Below are 25552 nucleotides of genomic sequence, written 5' to 3' on the forward strand. Positions count from 1 at the left end.
AAAGTGGGGGTGATCGACCTGAAGAAAAAGTCGATCACCATGGGTAAAGGATGTTAAAAAGTGTTCACCATGTCCCCGAACACCTGTCTACCATGTCCCCGGACTGTACAGTGGGAGAGGGTTGGGGTGAGGGCATCAGGCCTCGCTATACTTAAAAACCTCAGGCTTTCCCCGCTTTCGCCAGCTCCTTCACCAGCGGCAGCATCACCTTCACCACATCACGGCTGCGGCGCTCAATTCGCTGAGGCAGCGCGCTGTCAATGTGCTGCTGGTTGTCCAGCATCACGTTATGCCAGCTTGTCCCCTCCGGGAACGCTTTCGTTTTCGCCCGCTGTTGATACCCATCTTTCTTGCCCAGACCCCAGTTCGTCGCCTCAACGTACAACACCGGAATGCCCGCTTTATCAAACACTTCGCCGTCGTTACAACAGCCGGTTCCTTTCGGATAATCCGGGTTGCCGCCGGGATTGGTGGTGGCATACACACCGTGGCTACGGGCGATGGCTAATGCCCGGTCGCGTGTTAATTTACGCACGCTGCTGGGGGTGCTCTGCCCACTATTAAAATAGAGCTTATCGCCGACGATCAAATTATCGAGATTGATCACCAACAGCGTATTTTTTTTCTCCTCATTGCTCATGCGTTTAAGGAGATTCTCAGCGCCAAGCTTTCCTTCTTCTTCTCCGCTGGTGGCAATAAAGCGAATCCCGTATTTCGTTGGGATATTTTTCATTCGCTCGGCCAGTTCAAGCATGACGCCCAGACCCGCCGCGTTGTCGTCCAACCCCTGCAACGTCAACCCGCCGAGGTTATTGTCGGTGTCGGCGTCGCTCATCGGGGCGAAGGTATCGAGATGCGCCATGATAATGATCTGCTCAGCCGCTTTCCCTTCGTGTGCGGCAATGACCGTACTGCCCGTCACGTTGTGCCAGTTTTTTGTTTTATTACGTGAGGTATAGATGTAGCGGCTGTGAAACGAGCGGATATCGCTCTGGTAGCCCATGTCGGCAAACTGCTGACGAATATAGTCTGCGGAGAGCATCTCGGCCGGTGTGCCGGTCATGCGTCCAGGGAAGACCGTGGCAATATGCCGCGCCTGCATATTGGCGATTTCACCATAAGGTTGGTTTTTTGCCTGAACCGGAAGGATGAAGCAAACGCCGAGCGCCAGGGCAGCAATACGGTGGCGCGTTGCGGAAAACATAGTGAGTCCTTAAAAACAGAGCAAATTTTTAACCCGCTTAGTATGAAACTGTGATCGTGCATACACAATTTGAATTGCTCTTAAATGCCCGAAATTTCGCGTGTTAAGCACTTTTTGATATTTGCTTTTCCAGGGCGTTATTCCATTGAGTAACTACTCATTCCAATTCGTAATTTCATTCGGTCTAAGTCGCCCCCTATAGTCCCACTATTCCTGTTGTTAGTGAGTTGTTGCCTGTGGACTATCTGCCCTTATTTGCCGCAATTAAAGAGAGACCGGTGCTGGTTGTTGGTACGGGTGAAATTGCCGATCGCAAAATCGCGTTCCTGCAACGGGCAGGCGCGCAGGTACGGGTAGTCGAAGAGGCGGATTTCGAGGAGTCGCAAATCGACAGCGTGGTGCTGGTGATTGCGGCCACCGAAAATCGTGAACTCAATCGTCGAATTTCTGACGCGGCGCAAGCCCGTTACCGCCTGGTGAACGTGGTGGACGACCAGCCTTTGTGCTCGTTTATCTTCCCGTCGATTGTTGACCGCTCGCCGCTGCTGGTGGCGATCTCCTCCGGCGGCACCGCGCCGGTGCTGGCGCGCGTGCTGCGGGAAAAAATCGAAGCGCTGCTGCCGACCAGCCTTGGGCGCATGGCGGAAAAAGCCAGCTTTTGGCGTAACCACCTGAAAACCCGCCTGACCAGCGTGGCGGAACGTCGTCGCTTCTGGGAGCGCGTGTTTCGCGGCCGCTTTGCCAGCCTGATGCATGCCGGTAATGAGACGGCGGCGCAGAAAATCCTCGAGGACGAACTGGATAACCCCGGCAGCACGAGCGGGGAGATCATTCTGGTGGGGGCAGGGCCGGGCGATGCCGGGCTGCTGACGCTGCGTGGCCTGCAGGTGCTGCAGGACGCGGACGTGGTGTTCTACGACCATCTGGTCACCGACGGCGTACGCGAGCTGATCCGTCGCGACGCGGAGCAAATCTGCGTCGGCAAACGGGCTGGCGAGCACTCGGTGCCGCAGCACGACACTAACCAGATGCTGGTTAACGCCGCCAAAGCGGGTAAAACCGTGGTGCGCCTGAAAGGGGGCGATCCGTTTATTTTCGGTCGCGGCGGCGAAGAGTTGCAGGCAGCAGCCGAAGCGGGCATACCGTTCCAGGTGGTGCCCGGCATCACGGCGGCCTCTGCGGTGACGGCCTACGCCGGTATCCCACTAACCCATCGAGATTATGCCCAGAGCGTGACTTTTGTGACCGGACACTACAAGGCCGACAGCACGCCGTTTGACTGGTCGCATCTCGCCCAGAGCCGCCAGACGCTGGCGATCTACATGGGCACGATGAAAGCGGCAGACATCAGCGAACAACTTATTCAGCACGGTCGCGAGGCGACGACGCCCGTTGCCGTGATTTCTCGCGGCACGCACGTCGATCAGCATGTTGCGACGGGCACGCTGGAACATCTTGCAACCCTGGCGAAAGACGCCCCGATGCCCGCCCTGATCGTGGTGGGGGAAGTGGTGCAGCTGCACAGCACGCTCGCCTGGTTTCAGAACACAACCGATACAGAAGGCTTTGGTTCTTCTGTCGTAAATTTGGCTTAAGGAACGGTTATGGACCAAAAACGTCTTACACACCTGCGGCAGCTTGAAGCGGAGAGTATCCATATTATCCGCGAAGTGGCCGCCGAGTTTTCTAACCCGGTGATGATGTACTCCATCGGTAAAGATTCCAGCGTCATGCTGCATCTGGCGCGTAAAGCGTTTTATCCGGGCACGCTGCCGTTCCCGCTGCTGCACGTGGATACCGGCTGGAAATTCCGCGAAATGTACGAGTTCCGCGACCGTACCGCGAAAGCCTACGGCTGCGAGCTGCTGGTGCATAAAAACCCGGAAGGGGTGGCGATGGGCATTAACCCGTTCGTGCACGGTAGCGCCAAGCACACCGATATCATGAAAACCGAAGGGCTGAAGCAGGCGCTGAACAAATACGGTTTTGACGCGGCCTTCGGCGGCGCGCGCCGCGACGAGGAGAAATCCCGCGCCAAAGAGCGTATCTACTCCTTCCGCGACCGCTTCCACCGCTGGGACCCAAAAAACCAGCGTCCGGAGCTGTGGCACAACTACAACGGCCAGATCAACAAAGGCGAAAGCATTCGCGTCTTCCCGCTCTCTAACTGGACCGAGCTGGATATCTGGCAGTACATCTACCTGGAAAACATCGAGATCGTTCCGCTGTATCTGGCCGCCGAGCGTCCGGTGCTGGAGCGCGACGGCATGCTGATGATGATCGACGACGATCGCATCGACCTGCAGCCGGGCGAAGTGATCAAACAACAGATGGTGCGCTTCCGTACCCTCGGCTGCTGGCCGCTGACCGGCGCGGTGGAATCCAGCGCGCAGACGCTGCCGGAGATCATCGAAGAGATGCTGGTGTCCACCACCAGCGAGCGACAGGGGCGCGTGATTGACCGCGACCAGGCAGGCTCCATGGAGCTGAAGAAACGTCAGGGTTATTTCTAAGGAGCCGCCATGAACACCACTATTGCTCAACAAATTGCCAATGAAGGCGGCGTGGAAGCGTATCTGCACGCGCAACAACACAAAAGCCTGCTGCGTTTTCTGACCTGCGGCAGCGTGGATGACGGGAAAAGTACCCTGATTGGCCGCCTGCTGCACGATACGCGCCAGATTTATGAAGATCAGCTCTCTTCCCTGCATAACGACAGCAAGCGTCACGGCACCCAGGGTGAAAAACTCGACCTGGCCTTGCTGGTGGACGGCCTGCAGGCGGAGCGCGAGCAGGGCATCACCATTGACGTGGCCTACCGCTACTTCTCTACCGAGAAGCGCAAATTTATTATTGCCGACACCCCGGGGCACGAGCAGTACACCCGTAACATGGCGACCGGTGCGTCTACCTGCGACCTGGCAATCCTGCTGATGGACGCGCGGAAAGGCGTGCTGGATCAGACCCGTCGTCACAGCTTTATCTCGACGCTGCTGGGGATCAAACACCTGGTGGTGGCGGTCAACAAGATGGATCTGGTTAACTTCAGCGAAGAGAAGTTCGAGGAGATCCGCCAGAGCTACCTGACCTTTGCCGAACAGCTGCCGGGCAACCTGGATATTCGCTTTGTACCGCTCTCGGCGCTGGAAGGGGATAACGTCGCCTCCCAGAGCGCGAACATGCCGTGGTACAGCGGCCCGACGCTGCTGGAAGTGCTGGAAACCGTTGAAATTCAGCGCGTCGTCGACACCCAGCCGATGCGCTTCCCGGTACAGTACGTGAACCGTCCTAACCTCGATTTCCGCGGCTTCTCCGGCACCCTCGCGTCAGGCTTCGTGAAGGTCGGCCAGCGCGTTAAGGTGCTGCCATCCGGCGTGGAATCCACCATCGCCCGCATCGTCACCTTCGACGGTGACCTGCAGGATGCGGGTGCCGGTGAAGCGGTAACGCTGGTGCTGAAAGACGAAATTGATATCAGCCGGGGCGATCTGCTGGTGGATGCCCACGAAACGCTGGCGGCAGTGCAGGGCGCGTCCGTGGATGTGGTGTGGATGGCCGAACAGCCGCTGACCGCAGGCCAAAGCTATGACATCAAAATTGCCGGTAAGAAAACCCGCGCCCGCGTGGACGGTATTCAGTTCCAGGTGGATATCAACAACCTGACCCATCGTGACGTCACCGAACTGCCGCTGAACGGTATTGGTCTGGTGGATCTGACCTTCGACGAACCGCTGGTGCTGGATCCGTATCAGCAGAATCCGGTTACGGGCGGGCTGATCTTTATCGACAGGCTGACCAACGTGACCGTCGGAGCTGGTATGGTGCGCGAGCCTAAAGAACAGGCTGCCGTGGCGTCAGAATTCAGCGCCTTCGAGCTGGAACTGAACGCGCTGGTGCGCAAGCACTTCCCGCACTGGGGCGCACGCGATCTGCTGGGAGGCAAGTAATGGCCGCCCATGATGAGAACGTCGTCTGGCATCCTCATCCGGTCACTGTCGCCCAGCGCGAACAGCTCCACGGCCACCGTGGCGTTGTACTGTGGTTTACCGGGCTGTCCGGCTCGGGTAAATCCACGGTGGCGGGCGCGCTGGAAGAGGCGTTGCATCAGCAGGGCGTAAGCACGTACCTGTTGGACGGCGACAACGTGCGTCACGGCCTGTGCAGCGATTTGGGGTTTAGCGACGATGACCGCAAAGAGAACATCCGCCGGGTGGGCGAAGTCGCCAGCCTGATGGCGGATGCCGGGCTGGTGGTGCTGACCGCGTTTATCTCACCGCACCGCGCCGAGCGCCAGATGGTGCGCGAACGCGTGGGTCAGGACCGCTTTATTGAGGTGTTTGTCGATACGCCGCTGGAGATTTGCGAAGCGCGCGACCCGAAAGGGCTGTACAAAAAAGCCCGTGCCGGAGAACTGCGTAACTTCACCGGCATTGACGCGGTCTACGAAGCGCCTGAATCGCCAGAGATTCACCTGGAAGGTCAACAATTGGTAACAAATTTAGTAAGCCAATTATTAGACCTGCTCAGACGGGACGATATTATCAGATCCTGAGACGGTATCGTTCGGGAGCTGTCTTCCCGAACGATGAGTCATGGTCACAGGATCAGCTATGCGCAACAGTGAAAACTACATTATCACCACCGGGTCGGAGCCGTTAACGACCGACGACGAGACGACCTGGTCCTTCCCTGGGGCCATTGTCGGCTTTATCTCGTGGTTACTGGCGCTGGGCATCCCGTTTCTCATTTACGGCGGTAACACGCTGTTCTTCTTCCTCTATACCTGGCCTTTCTTCCTGGCGCTGATGCCTGTGGCGGTGGTGGTGGGTATTGCGCTGCACTCCCTCTTCAATGGCCGACTCCTGTATAGTACGGTTATCACGATTGTGACCGTTGTGGTGATGTTTGGCCTGCTGTTTTTATGGCTGATGGGCTAACTTGCGACATAATTAAAACCCCGGAGTAGAGTCGAACGGAAAGTTATGGGATGATGATGCCGTTTTTTCAGGGGGCAGGATGGGTAAACTAACGCTGCTGTTGCTGGCTTTGCTGGTCTGGCTGCAATATTCGTTGTGGTTCGGTAAGAACGGACTGCACGACTATAGCCGGGTAAGCGATGACGTCGCGGCTCAGCAGGCAACAAACGCCAAACTCAAGGCGCGAAACGATCAACTCTTTGCTGAAATTGATGACCTCAATGGCGGGCAAGAGGCGATTGAGGAACGCGCACGCAATGAACTCAGTATGACTAAGCCGGGCGAAACTTTTTATCGTCTGGTTCCGGATGCGTCTAAACGCAATCAGGGCTCAGCACAAAACAATCGATAATCAGGCCCAGGATTACGACATGGCAGCAACTTTTTCGGACGTCTGTGCCGTGGTGCCGGCCGCAGGTTTTGGCCGGCGCATGCAGACAGAATGTCCCAAGCAGTACCTTTCAATTGGCGATAAAACGATCCTTGAGCACGCCGTGGCGGCGCTGCTGGCGCACCCGAGGGTGACGCACGTGGTCATCGCCATCAGCCCAGGCGATGCGCGCTTCGCGCAGCTCCCGCTGGCAAACCACCCACAGATTACCGTCGTTGACGGTGGCGCCGAGCGCGCCGATTCCGTGCTGGCGGGCATTCAGGCTGCCGGAAACGCATCGTGGGTACTGGTACATGACGCGGCGCGTCCGTGTCTGCATCAGGACGATCTTGCGCGTCTGCTGGCCCTGAGCGAAACAAGCAAGGTCGGCGGGATTCTGGCTGCCCCCGTGCGTGACACCATGAAACGCGCCGAGCCGGGCAAACAGGCTATCGCCCATACCGTTGAGCGCGTTGATTTATGGCATGCGCTGACGCCACAGTTTTTCCCCCGCGAACTGCTCCACGACTGCCTGACGCGTGCGCTTAAAGAAGGTGCGACCATCACGGACGAAGCCTCAGCGCTGGAGTATTGCGGTTTTCACCCTGAGCTTGTTGAAGGGCGCGCTGATAATATAAAAGTGACGCGCCCGGAAGATTTGCAGCTCGCGGAATTTTATCTTACCCGTTCGACCCATCAGGAGAAGGCATAATGCGAATTGGACACGGTTTTGATGTACACGCCTTTGGCGGAGAAGGCCCAATTATCATTGGCGGCGTGCGTATTCCTTACGAAAAAGGACTGCTGGCGCATTCTGATGGCGACGTGGCGCTGCATGCGCTGACCGATGCGCTGCTGGGCGCGGCGGCGCTGGGTGATATCGGCAAGCTGTTCCCGGACACCGACCCGGCATTTAAAGGGGCAGACAGCCGCGAACTGCTGCGCGAAGCGTGGCGTCGCATTCAGGCGAAAGGCTACACCCTGGGTAACGTCGATGTGACCATCATCGCTCAGGCACCGAAAATGCTGCCGCATATTCCGCAGATGCGTGTGTTTATTGCGGAAGATCTGGGCTGCCATATGGATGACGTCAACGTCAAAGCGACCACCACCGAGAAGCTGGGCTTTACGGGCCGTGGCGAAGGCATTGCCTGTGAAGCCGTGGCGCTGCTGGTGAAGGCGAGCAAATGACCGATTTTGACAACCTGACATACCTGCACGGTAAACCGCAGGGGAACGGGGTGCTGAAAGCCAGCCCGGAAGATTTCCTCGTGGTGGAAGATCTGGGCTTTGAGCCGGATGGCGAAGGCGAGCACATTCTGGTGCGCATTCTGAAAAACGGCTGCAACACACGGTTTGTGGCCGACGCGCTGGCAAAATTCCTGAAAATTCATGCCCGCGAAGTGAGCTTTGCCGGACAGAAAGATAAACATGCGGTTACTGAACAGTGGATCTGCGCGCGCGTGCCGGGCAATACGATGCCGGATTTAAGCCAGTTTGAGCTTGAAGGCTGTAAAGTGCTGGAGTACGCCCGTCACAAGCGCAAACTGCGTCTGGGCGCGTTGAAAGGCAACGCCTTTACGCTGGTGCTGCGTGAAGTGACTGACCGCGAAGACGTTGAAAAACGCCTACAGGCGATAAACGAACGCGGCGTACCGAACTACTTTGGCGCACAGCGTTTTGGTATCGGTGGCAGCAACCTGCAGGGCGCATTGCGCTGGGCGCAAAGCGATGCGCCGGTACGCGACAGGAATAAACGCAGTTTTTGGTTGTCTGCGGCCCGCAGTGCGTTGTTTAATCAGATTGTGAGCGAACGTCTGAAAAAATCGGACGCTAATCAAGTTGTTGTCGGCGATGCGCTACAATTAGCGGGACGCGGAAGCTGGTTTGTGGCAACGGTCGATGAAATGGCCGATGTCCAGTCTCGTGTGGACGCCAAAGCGCTGATGATTACTGCCGCGATGCCCGGAACGGGCGACTGGGGCACGCAGGGCGACGCGCTCGCTGCCGAGCAGTCAGCCGTCGCGGATGCGCCAGAATTACAATCACTGCTGGTGCGGGAAAAAGTCGAAGCAGCACGCCGCGCGATGTTGCTCTACCCGCAGCAGTTAAGCTGGAACTGGTGGGATGACGTGACCGTTGAGTTACGCTTCTGGCTACCTGCAGGTAGCTTTGCCACCAGTGTTGTCAGGGAACTTATCAACACCTCGGGTGATTATGCGAATATTGCTGAGTAACGATGACGGGATCCACGCGCCAGGTATACAGACCCTGGCGAAACACCTTCGCGAATTTGCGGATGTGCAGGTTGTGGCTCCCGATCGTAACCGCAGTGGAGCGTCTAACTCACTGACGCTGGAGTCGTCGCTTCGCACCTTTACCTTTGAAAATGGCGATATCGCCGTACAGATGGGCACGCCGACCGACTGCGTGTTCCTCGGCGTGAATGCGCTGATGCGCCCGCGCCCGGACATTGTGGTGTCAGGTATCAACGCCGGACCCAATCTCGGCGATGACGTGATCTACTCCGGTACCGTGGCGGCAGCGATGGAAGGCCGTCATCTGGGGTTCCCGGCGCTGGCGGTTTCGCTTAACGGCCATACGCATTACGACACGGCAGCGTCGGTCACCTGTGCGATTCTTCGCGCGCTGGGGCGCGAACCCCTGCGTACCGGCCGTATCCTGAATATCAACGTACCCGACCTCCCGCTCAATGAGATCAAGGGGATCCGCGTGACGCGCTGTGGCAGCCGTCATCCTGCTGACCAGGTTATTCCGCAGCAGGATCCGCGCGGCAATACCCTCTACTGGATTGGGCCTCCGGGCGAAAAATGCGATGCCGGTCCAGATACGGACTTCGCTGCTGTAGATGAAGGGTATGTTTCCGTTACGCCACTGCACGTAGATTTAACCGCGTATAGCGCGCATGATGTGGTGTCGGACTGGTTAGATCGGGTCGGGGTGAACGTGCAATGGTAAGCAAACGTGTACAAACTCTTCTGGAACAACTTCGCGCTCAGGGGATCACCAACGAGCATGTGCTGGATGCGCTTGCCCAGGTTCCGCGCGAGAAGTTTGTAGACGAGGCGTTTGAGCACAAAGCGTGGGAAAACGTGGCGCTGCCTATTGGGCAAGGCCAGACTATTTCTCAGCCCTACATGGTCGCGCGCATGACGGAACTGCTGGAGCTAACGCCGGAATCTCGCGTGCTGGAGATTGGCACCGGGTCGGGGTATCAAACCGCAATCCTCGCGCATCTTGTTCGCCATGTTTGTTCCGTCGAACGCATCAAAGGTTTACAGTGGCAGGCGCGTCGTCGCCTGAAACAACTTGATTTACATAATGTTTCAACACGTCACGGTGATGGATGGCAGGGTTGGCAGGCTCGCGCCCCGTTTGATGCCATTATCGTTACGGCCGCACCGCTGGAGATCCCGGCAGCACTCTTGTCGCAGCTGGATGAAGGCGGCATTCTCGTCTTGCCTGTGGGCGATGAACACCAGCTTCTGAAGCGTGTTCGTCGGCGTGGCGGCGAGTTTATTATCGATACCGTAGAAGCCGTACGCTTTGTGCCTCTGGTTAAGGGGGAGCTGGCCTGAGACTCGGATTTATCCAGGGTTATTAAGGCAAATTCAGCGTATTGTGTGGCGCAAAAGGTTCGTGCCATCACGGTTATTTTTAAGTCACTGGTAGTTAACACATTCCTGGGGGATAAATGAGCGCGGGAAGCCCAAAATTCACCATCAGCCGTGTTGCGGCATTATCACTGGTTTCGCTCTGGCTGGCAGGCTGTACAAGTTCGAATAACGCACCTGCGCCTGTAAGCTCCGTCGGCGGGAACAGCGGCTCGGGTAACACGTCCAGCGGAATGTTGATCACTCCTCCGCCGAAAATGGGCACCTCTACGGCGCAGCAAACTCCGCAGATCCAGCCGGTTCAGCGTCCAGCCACGCAGCCAACACAGATTCAGCCAGTTGAACAACCTGTTCAGACGGAAAATGGCCGCATAGTATACAACCGCAAGTATGGGAACATTCCGAAAGGGAGCTATACCGGCGGCAGCACCTACACCGTGAAGCGCGGCGACACGCTGTTCTATATTGCCTGGATCACCGGGAACGATTTCCGTGACCTGGCACAACGCAATAACGTGCAGGCCCCGTATGGACTGGAAGTCGGCCAAACGCTCCAGGTGGGCAACGCGACGGGTACGCCACTCACGCCGGGGAACACAGTTTCTGCGGCGGATGTGACCGCGCAAAATAACAGCGTTATGCCTGCACAAAAATCCACCACGGTGGTTGCTTCACAACCTGTAATTACGTATTCTGAGGATTCAGGTGATCAGAGTGCTAACAAAATGTTGCCGAATAATAAAGGGACTGCGACTGCTGTCACAGCACCGGTTACGGCACCTGTGGTTAGCTCTACTGAACCGACTGCCAGCAGTACCTCCACCAGTTCGCCTATCTCTGCATGGCGCTGGCCGACTGACGGCAAGGTTATCGAAAACTTCTCTTCCTCCGAGGGAGGAAATAAAGGGATCGATATCGCAGGGAGTAAGGGACAGGCTATCATCGCGACCTCAGACGGACGCGTTGTCTATGCCGGTAACGCTCTGCGCGGTTACGGTAATCTTATTATCATCAAACATAACGATGATTACCTGAGTGCCTACGCCCATAACGACACAATGCTGGTCCGGGAACAACAGGAAGTTAAGGCGGGGCAAAAAATCGCTACCATGGGTAGCACCGGAACCAGTTCTACACGCTTGCATTTTGAAATTCGTTACAAGGGGAAATCCGTAAACCCGCTGCAGTATCTGCCGCAGCGATAATTTGACGGGGCATGCCAGCCAGGGTGTCTCGTTCAGGGATCACGGGTAGGAGCCACCTTATGAGTCAGAATACGCTGAAAGTTCATGATTTAAATGAAGATGCGGAATTTGATGAGAACGGAGCAGAGGCTTTTGACGAAAAAGCCTTAGTAGAAGAGGAACCCAGTGATAACGATTTGGCTGAAGAAGAGCTGTTATCGCAGGGCGCCACACAGCGTGTACTGGACGCGACTCAGCTTTACCTTGGGGAGATTGGTTACTCCCCACTGTTAACGGCCGAAGAAGAAGTCTATTTCGCACGTCGTGCTTTGCGTGGTGATGTTGCCTCGCGCCGTCGCATGATTGAAAGTAACCTGCGACTGGTCGTGAAAATTGCTCGCCGTTACGGCAATCGTGGTCTGGCTCTGCTGGACCTGATTGAAGAGGGCAACTTAGGTCTCATCCGCGCAGTTGAGAAATTTGACCCGGAACGCGGGTTCCGCTTCTCAACCTACGCGACCTGGTGGATTCGTCAGACCATCGAACGGGCAATTATGAACCAAACCCGTACGATTCGACTGCCGATTCACATCGTCAAAGAGCTGAACGTCTATCTGCGTACCGCGCGTGAGTTGTCCCATAAACTGGACCACGAACCGAGCGCGGAAGAGATTGCCGAACAGCTTGATAAACCGGTTGATGACGTAAGCCGTATGCTGCGTCTCAACGAGCGCATTACCTCGGTTGACACCCCGCTGGGTGGCGACTCCGAAAAAGCGCTGCTGGACATCCTGGCCGACGAAAAAGACAACGGCCCGGAAGACACCACGCAGGACGATGACATGAAACAGAGCATCGTCAAATGGCTGTTCGAACTGAACGCCAAACAGCGTGAAGTGCTGGCACGTCGTTTCGGTTTACTGGGGTATGAAGCTGCGACACTGGAAGACGTCGGCCGCGAAATTGGCCTGACCCGCGAACGTGTTCGTCAGATTCAGGTTGAAGGTCTGCGTCGCCTGCGTGAAATCCTGCAGGGGCAAGGTCTGAATATCGAAGCGCTGTTCCGCGAATAAGCAACCTTTCGTCAAAAAATGGCTCGTCGTAAGACGGGCCATTTTTCTTTGGTGCTACGGCTGCGCCGTTTCGTGCAGCAGACGCCACGCAATTCTGTCGCCTTCCTGATTCAGCACCGCCGTCGACCAGCGCACGTTTACCGGCATATCGGGGCGGGTTTGTGTCTCGCGATAGTGAAGTACTGCGCCGTTATCCCAGGCTTCTATCGTGGCGAGTTCATCAATGACGATTTTCAGGCCGGGCCGGCTTCCACGCTGGGTGTCGAGAAAATGGGCAAGGGCGCGATAGTCAAGATGGGCGCCGCCCGGTGGTATCATCAGAAAATCCGGTCGAAAGCGGGTGAGCAAGGTTTCAGCCTCACCTTCACCTTTGCCTAACCAGTTTTCAAGCGCAATGTGGAGGTCGATAATGTCGTGTTCAAAAAGCGTCATGAATTCTCCTGTCGCAGCTGGCTGAGCACCTGCATCGTGTTAAGACGAAAAACGCACAATACAGGCACTAAAGTGATGCCTGCGGCAAAAATAAACATCCCGTGCCAGGCGACGAGCGGCGCAAGATAAACCTGCGCAATGCTCAGCACCTGCGCCAGTAGCAGGGTTCCCGCAAAAAAGCTTAGCTGACGATTAAGATTCCACAGGGCGCTGGCGTCAGGCATATCGTCCAGGGCTGTCGTCAGAAACGCGCTGCTCTGCGCCGTGCTGCTGCAAAGACTGCCTCCGGCCCCCATCAACACAAAGGCCGCGACAGATAACAGCGCTGGCGATGCCGAACTGACGTTCAGTAAAAGCAGAATGCCCGTTGCCTGCAAAAGGCACCCGATAACCACCAGAGGCCGGGGTCCGACGCGGTTAAAATAGCGTCCCGTTACCATAATGGCCATAAACGATGCCGCGGACCATGGCAGCATAAGCATGCCCGTTGCGGCGGGCGTCATGCTGGCTTCGCTCTGAAGATAATACATGCACGTTACGTTTACCCCGATAAAGATGCCGGGCACGCACACGTAGACAAGCATGGAAAAACGCAAAAGTGGATCGGTCAGCAAGGAGAGGTTTAATAGCCTGGCTGTTTTCTTCGGCGGCATTTCAGCGTTAAGCCATACGCAGGCTAAAACAAAGGTGACGATGGCGACGGGCAACGTGGCAAAAAAGATCCAGCGCCAGCTTAGCGTCTGCACCAGCAGTCCGCCGATAGCAGGAGAGCAGGCAGGGGCAAGCAACGCGACCAGCATCACCGCCGAGGAGAGTCTGGCGCGTTCGTGAGGCTTAAACTGTTGCCAGGTTAGCGCCTGTCCAACCGGGATCAGCAAGCCACCGCCAATCCCTTGCAGTGCACGCCAGGCAATCAGGCTTTCCAGTGAGGAAGACAGTCCCGCAGCAGCGGAGGCCGCGCTAAAGAGAGCCAGAGAGAGGAGGATGACGCGCTTTGGCCCGATACGTCGCGTCAGCGCGCTGCCGAAAGGGATCGCTAGCGTCAGACCGGCAATGTACCCGTTACTGACCCAGGCAAGCGCTGAGGGAGTGGTGTTGAACGCGCGCGCCATGGCCGGAAAGGCGACGCTGGCAATAAACATATTTATCAAATCAAGGAAAAAGCCGAGCAGATAGACAACGGCGACTTTGCTGCGATACGTCATGGTGGATCCTCCGGTGAGGTGGCGTATCGTATCGGCCCGCAAGCTACGGATAAACGCGACAAACAGCGATATACTGTCAAAATATTTTTGACAGTGATAAAGGTTAACGATGTTTACTCTACAGCGTACGGCGATGTTTATCGCAGTCGCGGAGGCGGGCAGCTTCACCGCCGCGGCAGAGGCAATGGGGCTGACAAAAGCCGTGGTGAGTTTCAACATTCGCCAGCTTGAAGACGAGCTGGGCGTTACGCTGCTGCTGCGGTCAACCCGCCGTCTGACGTTAACCGAGGCGGGCGCGCTTTTTCATCAGCGAAGCGTCGCGCTTCTGAAGGAGGCAGAACAGCTGCAGGACGATGTCCGCGCGAATCATGCGGGACTCTCCGGAGAATTGCGGATAACCACAACGCCCGAGTACGGCTCGCAGGTTGTGGTGCCTTTGTTGGCGGAATTTAGTCGGCAGCACCCGGAACTTCGCGTGCGCCACGTTTCGTCCTCTTTGCATGCCGACCTTATCTCTGAGCGCTTTGACGTCGCCATCCGGCTGGGAACGCTCGCCGATTCACGCTACCACGCCGCGATGATTACCTCTTTCGCCATATTGCCGGTGGCAGCGCCGGAATGGCTGGCTAACCATCCGGTAGAGACCCTTGAACAGCTGGCGAAAGCCGACTGGATCATTCACGAGCGTTTGCCCTCTCCACTGCGCTGGCAGGTGAAAGCGAGCAGCGGAGAGCTTGTCTCGTTTGAAATCACGAAAGCCCCGCGTCTCTATGCTGACAGTGCTCAGGCGCTGATGGCTTTCGCACGTGCCGGAAGCGGCGTGGCGTTACTGCCTGACTGGCTGGTGCGAAATGCGCTGGATGCAGGGCAACTGGCGTCGGTATTACCTGGCTACACCTTTGCACAGCAGGGCATCTATGCGGTTTATCCCGATGCCCAACACGTGCCCGCGAAAGTCCGAAAGTTTATCGATTTTATGCGTGCGAGGGTGAATTAGTCGTGCATCATCTTTTTGATAAGCGCAGAAAATTGCTCGCGTTCGGCCTTACTCAGGCGTCCTAAAAACGCCTCATCCACGTCATTGCCGACCGGTTTACAGCCTGCAAGCAGGGCTTCACCTTCTGGCGTCAGGAAGACAAACCGGCGGCGCTTATCTGCGGGATCGTGCTCGCGTTTTACCAGCCCACGCGCCTCCATGCGGCTGAGCATCTCTGCCAGCGTCGCTTTCGTGCTGACTGCCACTTCGGTCAATGCCACCTGTTCGATGCCCGGATGTTCGGCAATTGAGCGCAGAACCGCATATTGCGGCTTGGTCAGCTCCGGCAAAGCATGCTGCCATTGCGCAGTATGTTGTTGAAAAAGCTGGCGCAACAGGTGGAACGCTTCTTGTCTTAGTTCCATGAACACTCCGACGAAAAAAATCACTCTCTATGATAGCCGCTAACGCCCTGGATTATAACGCGGGAGTTTTTAGCATTTAGTGTGATCGTATGCGAACGATCTTGTCATGAACAGGTTCCAGGAGTAGGTTACTCCATATGTTCGTATACGAACAAAATGATTGAGGTACTGAATGAGATTGATAGTAGGAATGACGGGAGCAACGGGCGCGCCGCTGGGTGTGGCTTTATTGCAGGCACTGCGAGAGATGCCGGAGGTGGAAACCCATCTGGTGATGTCGAAGTGGGCAAAAACCACCATTGAGCTGGAAACGCCTTACACCGCGCATGACGTCGCCGCACTGGCTGACGTTGTTCACAGCCCGGCTGACCAGGCCGCTACCATCTCCTCCGGCTCGTTTCGCACCGACGGCATGATCGTCATTCCCTGCAGCATGAAAACGCTGGCGGGCATCCGCGCGGGCTACGCCGAGGGGCTGGTGGGGCGTGCGGCGGATGTGGTGCTGAAAGAGGGGCGAAAGCTGGTGCTGGTCCCCCGTGAAACGCCGCTCAGCACCATTCATCTGGAGAACATGCTTGCACTTTCCCGCATGGGCGTGGCGATGGTGCCGCCCATGCCTGCGTATTACAACCACCCGCAAACCGCCGATGACATTACCCAGCATATCGTGACCCGCGTGCTCGACCAGTTCGGTCTGGAGCATAAAAAGGCGCGCCGCTGGAACGGCTTGCGTGAGGCGAAACATTTTTCACAGGAGACTAACGATGGCATTTGATGATTTGAGAAGCTTCCTGCAGGCGCTCGATGAGCAAGGGCAACTGCTGAAAATTGAGGAAGAGGTGAACGCCGAGCCGGATCTGGCGGCGGCCGCCAACGCGACCGGCCGCATTGGCGACGGCGCGCCCGCGCTGTGGTTCGACAATATTCGCGGCTTTACCGATGCCCGCGTGGTGATGAACACCATCGGCTCCTGGCAAAACCACGCCATTTCGATGGGGCTGCCTGCGAACACCCCGGTAAAAAAACAGATCGACGAGTTTATTCGCCGTTGGGATAAATTCCCCGTTACGCCAGAGCGTCGCGCTAACCCCGCCTGGGCGCAGAATACGGTGGATGGTGAAGAGATCAACCTGTTCGACATTCTGCCGCTATTTCGCCTGAACGACGGTGACGGCGGTTTTTATCTCGATAAAGCGTGCGTCGTCTCGCGCGATCCGCTCGACCCGGACCACTTCGGCAAGCAGAACGTCGGCATCTACCGCATGGAAGTGAAGGGCAAGCGCAAGCTCGGCCTGCAGCCGGTTCCGATGCACGATATCGCTCTGCATCTGCATAAAGCGGAAGAACGCGGTGAAGATCTGCCGATTGCGATTACCCTCGGCAACGATCCGATCATCACGCTGATGGGCGCGACGCCGCTGAAATACGATCAGTCCGAGTATGAAATGGCCGGCGCACTGCGTGAAAGCCCGTACCCGATTGCCACCGCGCCGCTGACCGGCTTCGACGTGCCCTGGGGTTCTGAAGTGATCCTTGAAGGGGTCATCGAAGGCCGCAAGCGTGAAATTGAAGGGCCGTTCGGCGAGTTTACGGGGCACTATTCCGGTGGACGTAACATGACGGTTGTACGTATCGACAAAGTCTCTTACCGCACCAAACCGATTTTTGAGTCGCTCTACCTCGGCATGCCGTGGACCGAGATTGATTATCTGATGGGCCCGGCAACCTGCGTACCGCTTTACCAGCAGCTAAAAGCAGAATTCCCGGAAGTGCAGGCGGTGAACGCGATGTACACCCACGGCCTGCTGGCGATTATCTCCACCAAAAAACGTTACGGCGGTTTTGCCCGCGCGGTCGGTTTACGTGCCATGACCACGCCGCACGGTCTGGGCTACGTGAAGATGGTAATCATGGTGGATGAAGATGTCGATCCGTTCAACCTCCCGCAGGTGATGTGGGCGCTGTCGTCGAAAGTGAACCCGGCAGGGGATCTGGTACAGCTGCCGAACATGTCGGTCCTTGAACTTGACCCTGGTTCCAGCCCGGCGGGCATTACCGACAAGCTGATTATTGATGCCACCACGCCAGTTGCACCGGACACCCGTGGTCACTACAGCCAGCCGGTACAGGATCTGCCTGAAACCAAAGCCTGGGCTGAAAAATTGACCGCGATGCTGGCAGCACGCCAATAAGGAGGAAAAGATGATTTGTCCACGTTGTGCCGATGAGCATATTGAAGTGATGGCAACATCACCGGTGAAAGGGGTCTGGACGGTTTACCAGTGCCAGCATTGTTTGTATACCTGGCGCGATACCGAACCGCTGCGCCGCACCAACCGCGAACATTACCCGGAAGCGTTTCGCATGACGCAGAAGGATATTGATGAGGCACCGCAGGTGCCGACGATCCCACCGCTGCTGTAAAAAAAAGCCCGGTGGCGCTGCGCTTACCGGGCCTACGGGTTTTGTAGGTCGGGTAAGGCGAAGCCGCCACCCGACAAAACAGACTGCAGAAAACTAAACCAGGCTCTTCAACCGGTAAATCCACTCCAGCGCCTGACGCGGCGTCAGGGAATCCGGGTCGAGATTCTCCAGTGCTTCCTCGGCTGGCGACGTCTCTTCCGCAGGCACCAGCAGCGACATCTGCGTACCATCTATCTGCGTCGCCGCCGCGTTCGGCGACAGGCTTTCCAGCTCGCGCAGTTTCTGTCGCGCGCGCTTGATCACCTCTTTCGGTACACCTGCCAGCGCCGCTACAGCCAGCCCATAGCTCTTGCTCGCCGCGCCATCCTGCACCGTGTGCATAAAGGCGATGGTTTCGCCGTGCTCCAGCGCATCAAGGTGCACGTTCGCCACCCCTTCCATTTTCTCCGGCAACTGCGTCAGTTCGAAGTAATGGGTCGCAAACAGCGTCATAGCCTTGATTTTATTCGCGAGGCTTTCCGCACAGGCCCACGCCAGGGACAAACCATCATAGGTAGACGTTCCGCGACCGACTTCGTCCATCAGCACCAGGCTGTGCTCGGTGGCGTTATGCAGAATGTTGGCCGTTTCGGTCATCTCGACCATGAAGGTTGAGCGACCGCTCGCCAGATCGTCCGCAGCACCGACGCGGGTAAAGATGCGGTCGATTGGGCCAATCTCCACGTTTTGCGCCGGGACGTAGCTGCCGATATACGCGAGCAGCGCAATCAGCGCCGTCTGACGCATATAGGTACTTTTACCGCCCATGTTCGGTCCGGTAATGATCAGCATGCGTCTCTGCGGCGACAGGCTGAGCGGGTTAGCGATGAACGGTTCGTTCAGCACGCGCTCCACCACCGGATGACGCCCTTCGGTAATGCGAATGCCGGGCTTGTCGGTAAAGGTCGGGCAGGTATAGTTCAGCGTTTCAGCGCGTTCAGCAAGGTTGACCAGCACGTCCAGTTCGGCCAACGCGGCGGCGCTTAGCTGCAGATCGGCCAGGTGCGGCATCAGCATGTCGAACAGCTCGTCATACAGCTGCTTTTCCAGCGCCAGCGCTTTTCCTTTCGAGGTGAGAACTTTGTCCTCGTACTCTTTCAGCTCGGGGATAATGTAGCGCTCAGCGTTTTTTAGCGTCTGGCGGCGCACGTAGTGAATCGGCGCCAGGTGACTCTGCCCGCGGCTGATCTGAATGTAGTAGCCGTGGACCGCGTTATAGCCCACTTTCAGGGTATCAAGACCCAGACGCTCGCGTTCACGGATCTCCAGCTTATCAAGGTAGTCCGTTGCGCCGTCTGCCAGCGCGCGCCACTCGTCCAGCTCTTCATTATATCCGGGGGCAATCACGCCGCCATCGCGCACCAGAACCGGAGGCGCATCGATGATGGCGCGCTCAAGCAGTTCGCGGAGCTCGGTGAACTCGCCCATCGTTTCGCGCAATTTTTGCACCGGTGCGCTGTCGACGTTGCCCAACTGAGCGCGCAGTTCCGGCAGCTGCTGGAAAGCATGGCGCATACGTGCGAGGTCGCGCGGGCGTGCCGTACGGAGAGCCAGACGGGCGAGGATACGCTCCAGATCGCCCACCTGACGCAGTACCGGCTGTAATTCGGTGTAACTGTCCTGCAATGCGGCGATGGTTTGCTGGCGGCCGATAAGCGTATTGGTGTCGCGAATCGGCATATGCAGCCAGCGCTTAAGCATGCGGCTGCCCATCGGCGTAACGGTACTGTCGAGGACGGAAGCCAGGGTGTTTTCAACGCCGCCCGCCAGATTCTGGGTTATCTCCAGGTTACGGCGCGTGGCGGCGTCCATGATGATGCTGTCCTGCTGACGCTCCATGGTGATAGAGCGGATATGCGGCAGGGCAGTGCGCTGGGTATCTTTTACATATTGCAGCAGGCAGCCTGCCGCACACAGTCCGCGCGGGGCGTTTTCCACGCCAAAGCCAATCAGGTCGCGCGTGCCAAACTGCAGGTTGAGCTGCTGGCGCGCAGTATCAATTTCGAATTCCCACAGCGGACGACGACGCAGACCACGACGACCTTCAATCAGCGCCATTTCAGCGAAATCTTCGGCGTAGAGCAGCTCTGCCGGGTTAGTACGCTGCAATTCGGCAGCCATCGTTTCACGGTCAGCCGGTTCACTCAGGCGAAAACGCCCGGAGCTGATATCCAGCGTCGCATAGCCAAACCCTTTCCCGTCCTGCCACAGCGCGGCCAGCAGGTTATCCTGGCGTTCCTGCAGCAGCGCTTCGTCGCTGATGGTGCCGGGCGTGACGATGCGCACGACTTTGCGTTCAACCGGACCTTTAGAGGTTGCCGGATCGCCGATCTGTTCGCAGATGGCAACGGACTCACCCTGATTCACCAGCTTCGCCAGGTAATTTTCTACCGCGTGATGCGGGATGCCAGCCATGGGAATGGGCTCGCCTGCCGATGCGCCACGTTTGGTCAGCGAGATGTCGAGCAGCTGCGATGCACGTTTGGCATCGTCATAAAACAGCTCGTAAAAATCGCCCATACGGTAAAACAGCAGGATTTCAGGATGCTGTGCTTTCAGCTTTAGATACTGCTGCATCATCGGCGTATGTGCGTCGAAATTGTCGATTGTGCTCATGGAGTTATGATGTCCATTTCTTTGAAAATAAACCGTTTTGAGCGGCTCAGTGGCCGTTTGTTCCCTCTATTGTCGCATGAAAAAAAGGTACGGCGCAGAAAAATGTCGTCGCTTTACGAGGTGCCTTCCAACATAAGCTCGATGATGATTTTACCGTGCTCCACGCCCACTCTGACCCGGGAATGAGTGGTAAACCCCGCCTGTTCAAGCCAGTCACCTTTTAAGCTCAGCGCCGCATGCACGCTATAACGCTTCGGTATCTTGGTATTGCGGTCTTCATGGCGCTTTCTAAAATATCCCACTTTTAAATGGCGATAGGGTTTGCTGATCGCTCTCTCTTGCATAGGGTCTCCCGGCAACACGGACAAAGGTCATTTCTGATGCCTGTATAAAATACCAGTGATTGTCGGGAGATGCAGGGCTAAAACTGGAATCAGGCTTCAGAAAACGGGATGCAACAACTGAAATCCAGTGCTTAAAAATGTATTATCAATGCACGTTATTATTCGGTGAACCGTTATGTCAGGTAAACGCATATCACGAGAAAAAGAGACCATCGCGAAGATGATCGCGTTGTATGAAAAGCAATGCCCGCAGGCTTCTCAGGACGAAGGGCATTATCAGGCGCTTAGGGCCTATGCCGATAAGCGCCTCGATAAATGTGCGTTTGGGGAAGAAAAGCCGGCCTGTAAACAGTGTCCCATTCACTGCTACCAGCCCGCGAAGCGAGAAGAGATGAAGCAGGTGATGCGCTGGGCGGGGCCGAGAATGCTGTGGCGTCATCCGATTCTGACTCTTCGTCATTTGATTGACGATCGTCGTCCAGTACCGGCGTTGCCGCAAAAGTATCGTCCGAAAACGTAACGTATTTATTACCGAAGCGGTCGACAGATAATATGCAAGGCGACAGCGCTGCAGAGTGGGAAAATGGCCAGCAGCAGCCAGGGATAAACGGCCTCCAGCGAGGGCACCAGCGCGCGATCCAGCAGGCTGCCAAACAGCAGGTTTCCTGCCAGTACCGCAATGCCCCCGGCGGTTGAGAGTGCGCCATAGTGGGCCCCAAGCGTCGATTCCTCGGCGAAGCGGGGGATGAGATCTTTTGCCGATGGCACCAGCAGCATCTGCCCCAGCGTTAACAGCGTGACCATGCTCGCAGAGGGCAACAGCCGCAGCCAGCCTTCCGGCGGCTCCTTTGCGGCAAACAGCGCCACGCTGGCAAAGGCCGCAGAGAGCAGCAAAAAGCCCACGGGCAAAATTCTGACCGCGCCGATCCGCCTTGCAACACGCGCAAGAGGAAGCTGAAACGCGACGATCAGCACCGAGGCCAGCATAAACAGTGGGCCCAGATCTTTCTCGCTGCCTCCGGAGCGCTGGATCTCCACCGGTAGCGCCAGGTAGAGCTGGTTATAGCTAAACAGCCACGAGCTGTAGGCGATGATAAAGGCGACGAATCGCGTCTGGCGAAACGTTGTCCACCAGGGCTGAATAGCGAGCGGACGCTGGCTATGGCGGGCAGCCGGCAGGCAGAAGTAGAGCACCGCGAGCGCGACAACAAACACGCCGGCGCCGGCCAGCGCAACCTGACGAAAGCCAAGCCCCGTCAGCAGGGCACCCGCAATCGGGCCCAGCACCGCGCCCAGTTCTCCGCAAACGGCAAAGAGCGCAAACCACTCTGCGCGGCTCCGTTTACCTTTTGCCTCACTTTGCGTTCCCGCTTTCGCCAGCAGCGCTTCAATGGAGGGCGAGAAGAGCGCGCCGCCGATGCCGGTCAGACACGCCCCGAGAATAATAGGCCACAGCGATTGCCCGAAGGCCAGCAGCAGATAACCCGCTACGCGGATGACGCAGCCGCTCAGGATAACGATTTTCGCGCCGTAGCGGTCCGACAGCGCACCGCCAACGATAAACATCCCCTGCTGCGAAAACGTGCGCAGACCAAGCACCAGCCCGATCAGCCCGCCGGAAAGCAGCAGGTCATCGCGCAGGAATATCGCCAGGAAGGGCACAACGGCATAAAAGCCAATGTTGAAAACAAACTGGCTGCCCAGCAGAACGGGCGGCCAGAGGGTGGCGGCAGGGCGCAATGGCATGCTGTTTACTCGGCTCTACACAATAAAGTGAATGTGCTTTTTACCATGGTACGGCGAGATCTCAATTTTGGTTTTCACTCTGAAAACGTCCCATAGCAGCTCCTCCGACAGGATCGCCTGCGGGGTGCCGGTTGCGACGATCTGCCCTTTTTGCATAACGATCAGCGAATCGCAGAACATCGAGGCGTGGTTAAGATCGTGAATGGCGACGATGCTGGTCACCGGCAGCTCGCTGATGAGATGCATCAGCTGCATCTGATGGTGAATGTCCAGGTGGTTGGTGGGTTCATCCAGCAGGATTTCGGTTGGCGTTTGCGCCAGCGCGCGGGCGATATGCACCCGCTGCCGTTCTCCGCCGGACAGGCTCATCCAGCCCTGCTCGCTGCGGTCCAGCATATCGACACGCTGCAAGGCGGCAGTGACGGTTTCGTCATCCTGCGCGCTCCAGTTCGAAAAAGGGGAGTGGTGCGGAATGCGCCCGAGCTTCACCACGTCGCGCACGCGCATGTTGGCATCGGTCATGCCGTGCTGCTCAACGAATGCCACGCGGCGCGCCAGCTGCTTTTTGGCGATGCGGGAGATGTCCTGACCGTCCAGGGTAACGCTGCCGCTGTCCGGGCGACGCAGGCCTGCCAGAATGCGCAAAAGCGACGATTTTCCGCAGCCGTTAGGGCCGAGCAGGCCTACCGTTTCGCCGCGTGAAACCTTCAGCGAGACGCCGTTGACGATGACCTTTTTGCCTACCTTCCAGGTAATATTTTCAGCGCAGATGCTCATCACTTATTCCTTGAACGGTAGATAATTACGGCAAAGAACGGCACGCCCACCAGCGCGGTGACTACGCCGACGGGCAGGCTCTGTGGGGCTATCAGCATGCGCGAGGCGATATCGGCCAGCACCATCAGGATTGCGCCCGCCAGCGCGCTGGCAATCAGCAGCGTGCGGTGCAGCGGCCCGAACAGGAAGCGCATGACGTGCGGCACCACCAGACCCACAAAGCCGATTGAGCCCGCCATGCTGACGATGGTCGCGGTAATCAGTGCGGTGGTGGTGAACAAGGCAAGACGCACCCAGGGTACGGCAATGCCTAAAGAGGCGGCGGCATCGTCACCGAAGGTGAACGCATCCAGCGCCCGGGAATAGTAAAGACAGACGGCCAGGCCCGCCAGCACGACCACCAGCGCCAGCTGGAATTCCGGCCAGCGTACGCCGCTGAAGCTGCCCAGCAGCCAGAACATCACGTCGCGCGCCTGCTGCGCGCTGGCGGAGGTGCTGATGGTATAGGCGGTAATGGCGTTGAACAGCTGTGAGGCGGCTACGCCCGCCAGAATGGTGCGTTCATTGCCGCCGCGCGCGCCGTTCGTCAGGAAGGCGACAAACGCAAAGGCGGCAAACGCCCCGGCAAACGCGCCCGCAGAGAGCGACACCGCGCCGGTGCCAATCCCTAATACGACGACCGACACCGCACCGGTTGACGCACCCGCCGACACGCCGAGCACGTAAGGTTCCGCCAGCGCGTTCTTCAGCAGGCTTTGCAGCACGGCGCCGCAGATGGCTAACCCCGCCCCGCAGCAGGCCGCCACCAGCGCGCGGCTCAGGCGAAAGTCCCAGATCACGCTCTCATAGATGCGGTTGAGCGGAACGTCGGTCAGCCCCAGCTTATTGCCAATAGCGTAAAAGACGTTGGACAGCGGAATCGACAGCTCGCCGACGCTGACGCCGAGGGCGATCACTAGCAACAGCAGGACGACGGCAAGCAGAGCAGAGGTGGTCAGGAACAGGCCCTGTCGGGCCTGAAGTACGGCTGCCGTCATCAGTTCAGCCCCAGCTTTCTGAGCTGCTCGCCCACCTGTTCAGCGCCGTAAATCGTGCGGATTGTCGGGTTCATAGCCTGGCCGTCCATCACCACGATATGGCCTTTCTTCACCGCGTCCAGCTGGCTGACGGCGGGATCGCTTTTCAGGAATTTGATTTTCTCTTGCGCGTTATCCAGCGCCCAGCGGTTACGATCCAGGCTGGAGACAACAATCACGTCCGGGTTCGCGGCGATAATGCTTTCCCAGCCAACGGTTGGCCATTCGGTCTCAGCGGTAATGGCGTTATGGCCGCCCAGCACGTTGGCAATAAAACCGGAGGCGCTGTTTTTCCCGCCGACATAGGCATCCGCCGAAGGCGAGGCGCTTGAGAACCAGAAGACAAACGAGAGATCTTTTTTGTTTTTACCAAATTCCTGACGCAGGTCGGCCTCGCGTTTTTTGAAATCGGCAATGACGGCCTGGCCGCGCGCTTCAACGTTGAAAATCTTCGCGAAATCTTCAATCTCTTTATAAAGATACGTCATATCCCACAGCGTCTGGCGGCTGCCGTACATATCGCCTGCAGCCTTTTTGGTGGCGCACATGCCTGGTGATAAATAGCTGTTCACGCCGACGGTGGCCAGATCTTCACGTTTTGCGACCTTACTTTCCGGCCCGAGCAGCAGAGGAAGCTGGGCAGGAACAAAATCGGGGTTTTGCGAAAGGATGGATTCCAGCGTCGGGATTTCTACCGTCAGGGTTTTGATTTTTGCATTCTTTTCAGCCAGCTGCGGCAGCACTTTGGTCGGCCAGAAGGCGCTGGCTTTAACCTTATCTTCCAGACCCAGCAGAAGCAGGATCTCAACGGTATTCTGACCCAGGGCCACGACGCGTTCCGGCGCTTTGGTGAACGTCTCTTTATACCCGCAGTTTTCAATCGTCAGGGGATATGTGGTTGCCAGAGCAGAACCGACCGACGCAATCGCCAGGCCTAACGCGCAGATGACCTTTTTCATTAAACGCTACCCTTCATTAATATTATTGTTGTTGCAAATGAAACTCATTATTAAGGCGGAATTTTATACAGAGGAAACGATTTGGTGTCAA

At 57.2% G+C, this 25552-nt stretch carries 28 protein-coding genes; 18 read left to right on the top strand and 10 right to left on the bottom strand.

Features of this window, described 5'->3' with window-relative positions:
- Positions 1-160: 160 nt before the first annotated feature.
- Positions 161-1204, bottom strand: a complete 1044-nt coding sequence (locus tag ACTJJA_RS18635) for an aminopeptidase (RefSeq protein WP_108416375.1) — start codon at positions 1202-1204, stop codon at positions 161-163.
- A 236-nt stretch (positions 1205-1440) separates the two neighbouring features.
- On the opposite strand from ACTJJA_RS18635, the gene cysG reads away from it, so the two are divergent.
- The 13 genes from cysG to rpoS all read left to right on the top strand — a co-directional run bounded on the left by cysG (position 1441) and on the right by rpoS (position 12442).
- Positions 1441-2799, top strand: coding sequence for a siroheme synthase CysG (cysG, locus tag ACTJJA_RS18640; RefSeq protein ID WP_440668898.1), 1359 nt, complete (start codon positions 1441-1443; stop codon positions 2797-2799).
- Positions 2800-2808: 9 nt separating this feature from the next.
- Positions 2809-3717 carry a sulfate adenylyltransferase subunit CysD gene (cysD, locus tag ACTJJA_RS18645; RefSeq protein WP_010434549.1) on the top strand — a complete coding sequence of 303 codons (909 nt, stop codon included), beginning with the start codon at positions 2809-2811 and terminating at the stop codon, positions 3715-3717.
- A 9-nt stretch (positions 3718-3726) separates the two neighbouring features.
- Positions 3727-5151 carry a sulfate adenylyltransferase subunit CysN gene (cysN, locus tag ACTJJA_RS18650; protein ID WP_431139012.1) on the top strand — a complete coding sequence of 475 codons (1425 nt, stop codon included), beginning with the start codon at positions 3727-3729 and terminating at the stop codon, positions 5149-5151.
- Positions 5151-5756, top strand: coding sequence for an adenylyl-sulfate kinase (gene cysC / locus ACTJJA_RS18655; RefSeq protein WP_010434543.1), 606 nt, complete (start codon positions 5151-5153; stop codon positions 5754-5756). Before cysN ends, cysC begins: the two co-directional genes overlap by 1 nt.
- A gap of 58 nt (positions 5757-5814) precedes the next feature.
- Entirely contained in the window at positions 5815-6141 is a 327-nt protein-coding gene (locus ACTJJA_RS18660; protein WP_042716229.1) for a DUF3561 family protein, read from the top strand.
- 79 nt (positions 6142-6220) lie between these two features.
- Positions 6221-6532, top strand: coding sequence for a cell division protein FtsB (gene ftsB, locus ACTJJA_RS18665; protein ID WP_003862095.1), 312 nt, complete (start codon positions 6221-6223; stop codon positions 6530-6532).
- Positions 6533-6551: 19 nt separating this feature from the next.
- Positions 6552-7262 (top strand): 2-C-methyl-D-erythritol 4-phosphate cytidylyltransferase, encoded by a 711-nt coding sequence (gene ispD / locus ACTJJA_RS18670; protein ID WP_126544879.1) that lies wholly within the window; start codon positions 6552-6554, stop codon positions 7260-7262.
- Positions 7262-7741 (top strand): 2-C-methyl-D-erythritol 2,4-cyclodiphosphate synthase, encoded by a 480-nt coding sequence (ispF, locus tag ACTJJA_RS18675; RefSeq protein WP_008499607.1) that lies wholly within the window; start codon positions 7262-7264, stop codon positions 7739-7741. The genes ispD and ispF overlap by 1 nt, the downstream gene beginning before the upstream one ends.
- Positions 7738-8787, top strand: a complete 1050-nt coding sequence (gene truD / locus ACTJJA_RS18680; protein WP_421510933.1) for a tRNA pseudouridine(13) synthase TruD — start codon at positions 7738-7740, stop codon at positions 8785-8787. Before ispF ends, truD begins: the two co-directional genes overlap by 4 nt.
- Positions 8768-9529 (top strand): 5'/3'-nucleotidase SurE, encoded by a 762-nt coding sequence (gene surE / locus ACTJJA_RS18685; protein ID WP_421510932.1) that lies wholly within the window; start codon positions 8768-8770, stop codon positions 9527-9529. Before truD ends, surE begins: the two co-directional genes overlap by 20 nt.
- On the top strand, positions 9523-10149 hold the full coding sequence (locus tag ACTJJA_RS18690) for a protein-L-isoaspartate(D-aspartate) O-methyltransferase (protein ID WP_010434533.1): 627 nt from the start codon (positions 9523-9525) through the stop codon (positions 10147-10149). Before surE ends, ACTJJA_RS18690 begins: the two co-directional genes overlap by 7 nt.
- 116 nt (positions 10150-10265) lie before the next feature.
- Positions 10266-11390 carry a murein hydrolase activator NlpD gene (nlpD, locus tag ACTJJA_RS18695; protein WP_431139008.1) on the top strand — a complete coding sequence of 375 codons (1125 nt, stop codon included), beginning with the start codon at positions 10266-10268 and terminating at the stop codon, positions 11388-11390.
- 59 nt (positions 11391-11449) lie between these two features.
- Positions 11450-12442 (top strand): RNA polymerase sigma factor RpoS, encoded by a 993-nt coding sequence (rpoS, locus tag ACTJJA_RS18700; RefSeq protein ID WP_013098493.1) that lies wholly within the window; start codon positions 11450-11452, stop codon positions 12440-12442.
- A 54-nt stretch (positions 12443-12496) separates the two neighbouring features.
- On the opposite strand, the gene ACTJJA_RS18705 is transcribed toward rpoS, so the two are convergent.
- Both ACTJJA_RS18705 and ACTJJA_RS18710 read right to left on the bottom strand, forming a co-directional pair.
- Positions 12497-12874 carry a DUF4440 domain-containing protein gene (locus tag ACTJJA_RS18705; protein ID WP_440668899.1) on the bottom strand — a complete coding sequence of 126 codons (378 nt, stop codon included), beginning with the start codon at positions 12872-12874 and terminating at the stop codon, positions 12497-12499.
- Entirely contained in the window at positions 12871-14079 is a 1209-nt protein-coding gene (locus tag ACTJJA_RS18710; RefSeq protein ID WP_440668900.1) for an MFS transporter, read from the bottom strand. The genes ACTJJA_RS18705 and ACTJJA_RS18710 overlap by 4 nt, the downstream gene beginning before the upstream one ends.
- A gap of 109 nt (positions 14080-14188) precedes the next feature.
- Between ACTJJA_RS18710 and ACTJJA_RS18715 the strand changes: the two genes are divergently transcribed.
- Positions 14189-15076 carry a LysR substrate-binding domain-containing protein gene (locus ACTJJA_RS18715; protein WP_440668901.1) on the top strand — a complete coding sequence of 296 codons (888 nt, stop codon included), beginning with the start codon at positions 14189-14191 and terminating at the stop codon, positions 15074-15076.
- Here ACTJJA_RS18715 and ACTJJA_RS18720 read toward each other — a convergent pair.
- Entirely contained in the window at positions 15073-15480 is a 408-nt protein-coding gene (locus ACTJJA_RS18720) for a MarR family winged helix-turn-helix transcriptional regulator (protein WP_100166286.1), read from the bottom strand. The genes ACTJJA_RS18715 and ACTJJA_RS18720 overlap by 4 nt on opposite strands.
- 172 nt (positions 15481-15652) lie before the next feature.
- Between ACTJJA_RS18720 and ACTJJA_RS18725 the strand changes: the two genes are divergently transcribed.
- From ACTJJA_RS18725 to ACTJJA_RS18735, 3 genes are read left to right on the top strand one after another with little or no spacing between them, the layout of a single operon-like run.
- Complete coding sequence (locus ACTJJA_RS18725) at positions 15653-16255, top strand: non-oxidative hydroxyarylic acid decarboxylases subunit B (RefSeq protein WP_440668902.1); 603 nt, start codon at positions 15653-15655, stop codon at positions 16253-16255.
- Positions 16245-17672: a non-oxidative hydroxyarylic acid decarboxylases subunit C gene (locus ACTJJA_RS18730; RefSeq protein ID WP_010434519.1), complete on the top strand. Its 1428-nt coding sequence runs from the start codon at positions 16245-16247 to the stop codon at positions 17670-17672. Before ACTJJA_RS18725 ends, ACTJJA_RS18730 begins: the two co-directional genes overlap by 11 nt.
- A gap of 10 nt (positions 17673-17682) precedes the next feature.
- On the top strand, positions 17683-17904 hold the full coding sequence (locus ACTJJA_RS18735) for a non-oxidative hydroxyarylic acid decarboxylases subunit D (RefSeq protein WP_440668903.1): 222 nt from the start codon (positions 17683-17685) through the stop codon (positions 17902-17904).
- Positions 17905-17997: 93 nt separating this feature from the next.
- Here ACTJJA_RS18735 and mutS read toward each other — a convergent pair whose 3' ends face one another.
- Positions 17998-20559 carry a DNA mismatch repair protein MutS gene (gene mutS / locus ACTJJA_RS18740; protein WP_440668904.1) on the bottom strand — a complete coding sequence of 854 codons (2562 nt, stop codon included), beginning with the start codon at positions 20557-20559 and terminating at the stop codon, positions 17998-18000.
- Between the two features lie 113 nt (positions 20560-20672).
- On the bottom strand, positions 20673-20903 hold the full coding sequence (locus ACTJJA_RS18745; RefSeq protein ID WP_440668905.1) for a SymE family type I addiction module toxin: 231 nt from the start codon (positions 20901-20903) through the stop codon (positions 20673-20675).
- Between the two features lie 175 nt (positions 20904-21078).
- On the opposite strand from ACTJJA_RS18745, the gene ACTJJA_RS18750 reads away from it, so the two are divergent.
- Complete coding sequence (locus ACTJJA_RS18750) at positions 21079-21423, top strand: nitrous oxide-stimulated promoter family protein (RefSeq protein WP_214598222.1); 345 nt, start codon at positions 21079-21081, stop codon at positions 21421-21423.
- A gap of 8 nt (positions 21424-21431) precedes the next feature.
- Here the strand turns inward: ACTJJA_RS18750 and ACTJJA_RS18755 are convergent, their stop codons facing one another.
- Genes ACTJJA_RS18755 through ACTJJA_RS18770 form a run of 4 tightly spaced genes read right to left on the bottom strand, consistent with a single transcriptional unit; the run spans position 21432 to position 25461 of the window.
- The gene (locus tag ACTJJA_RS18755; RefSeq protein ID WP_440668906.1) at positions 21432-22649 is read right to left on the bottom strand and encodes an MDR family MFS transporter; all 1218 of its coding nucleotides are present in this window, start codon (positions 22647-22649) and stop codon (positions 21432-21434) included.
- A gap of 15 nt (positions 22650-22664) precedes the next feature.
- Positions 22665-23426 carry an ABC transporter ATP-binding protein gene (locus ACTJJA_RS18760; RefSeq protein ID WP_010434502.1) on the bottom strand — a complete coding sequence of 254 codons (762 nt, stop codon included), beginning with the start codon at positions 23424-23426 and terminating at the stop codon, positions 22665-22667.
- The gene (locus tag ACTJJA_RS18765; protein ID WP_042717167.1) at positions 23426-24463 is read right to left on the bottom strand and encodes a FecCD family ABC transporter permease; all 1038 of its coding nucleotides are present in this window, start codon (positions 24461-24463) and stop codon (positions 23426-23428) included. The genes ACTJJA_RS18760 and ACTJJA_RS18765 overlap by 1 nt, the downstream gene beginning before the upstream one ends.
- Positions 24463-25461 (bottom strand): ABC transporter substrate-binding protein, encoded by a 999-nt coding sequence (locus ACTJJA_RS18770; protein ID WP_440668907.1) that lies wholly within the window; start codon positions 25459-25461, stop codon positions 24463-24465. Before ACTJJA_RS18770 ends, ACTJJA_RS18765 begins: the two co-directional genes overlap by 1 nt.
- Positions 25462-25552: the final 91 nt, after the last annotated feature.

It is taken from the genome of Enterobacter sp. 22452 (assembly GCF_052045065.1).
GTDB lineage: Bacteria > Pseudomonadota > Gammaproteobacteria > Enterobacterales > Enterobacteriaceae > Enterobacter > Enterobacter mori.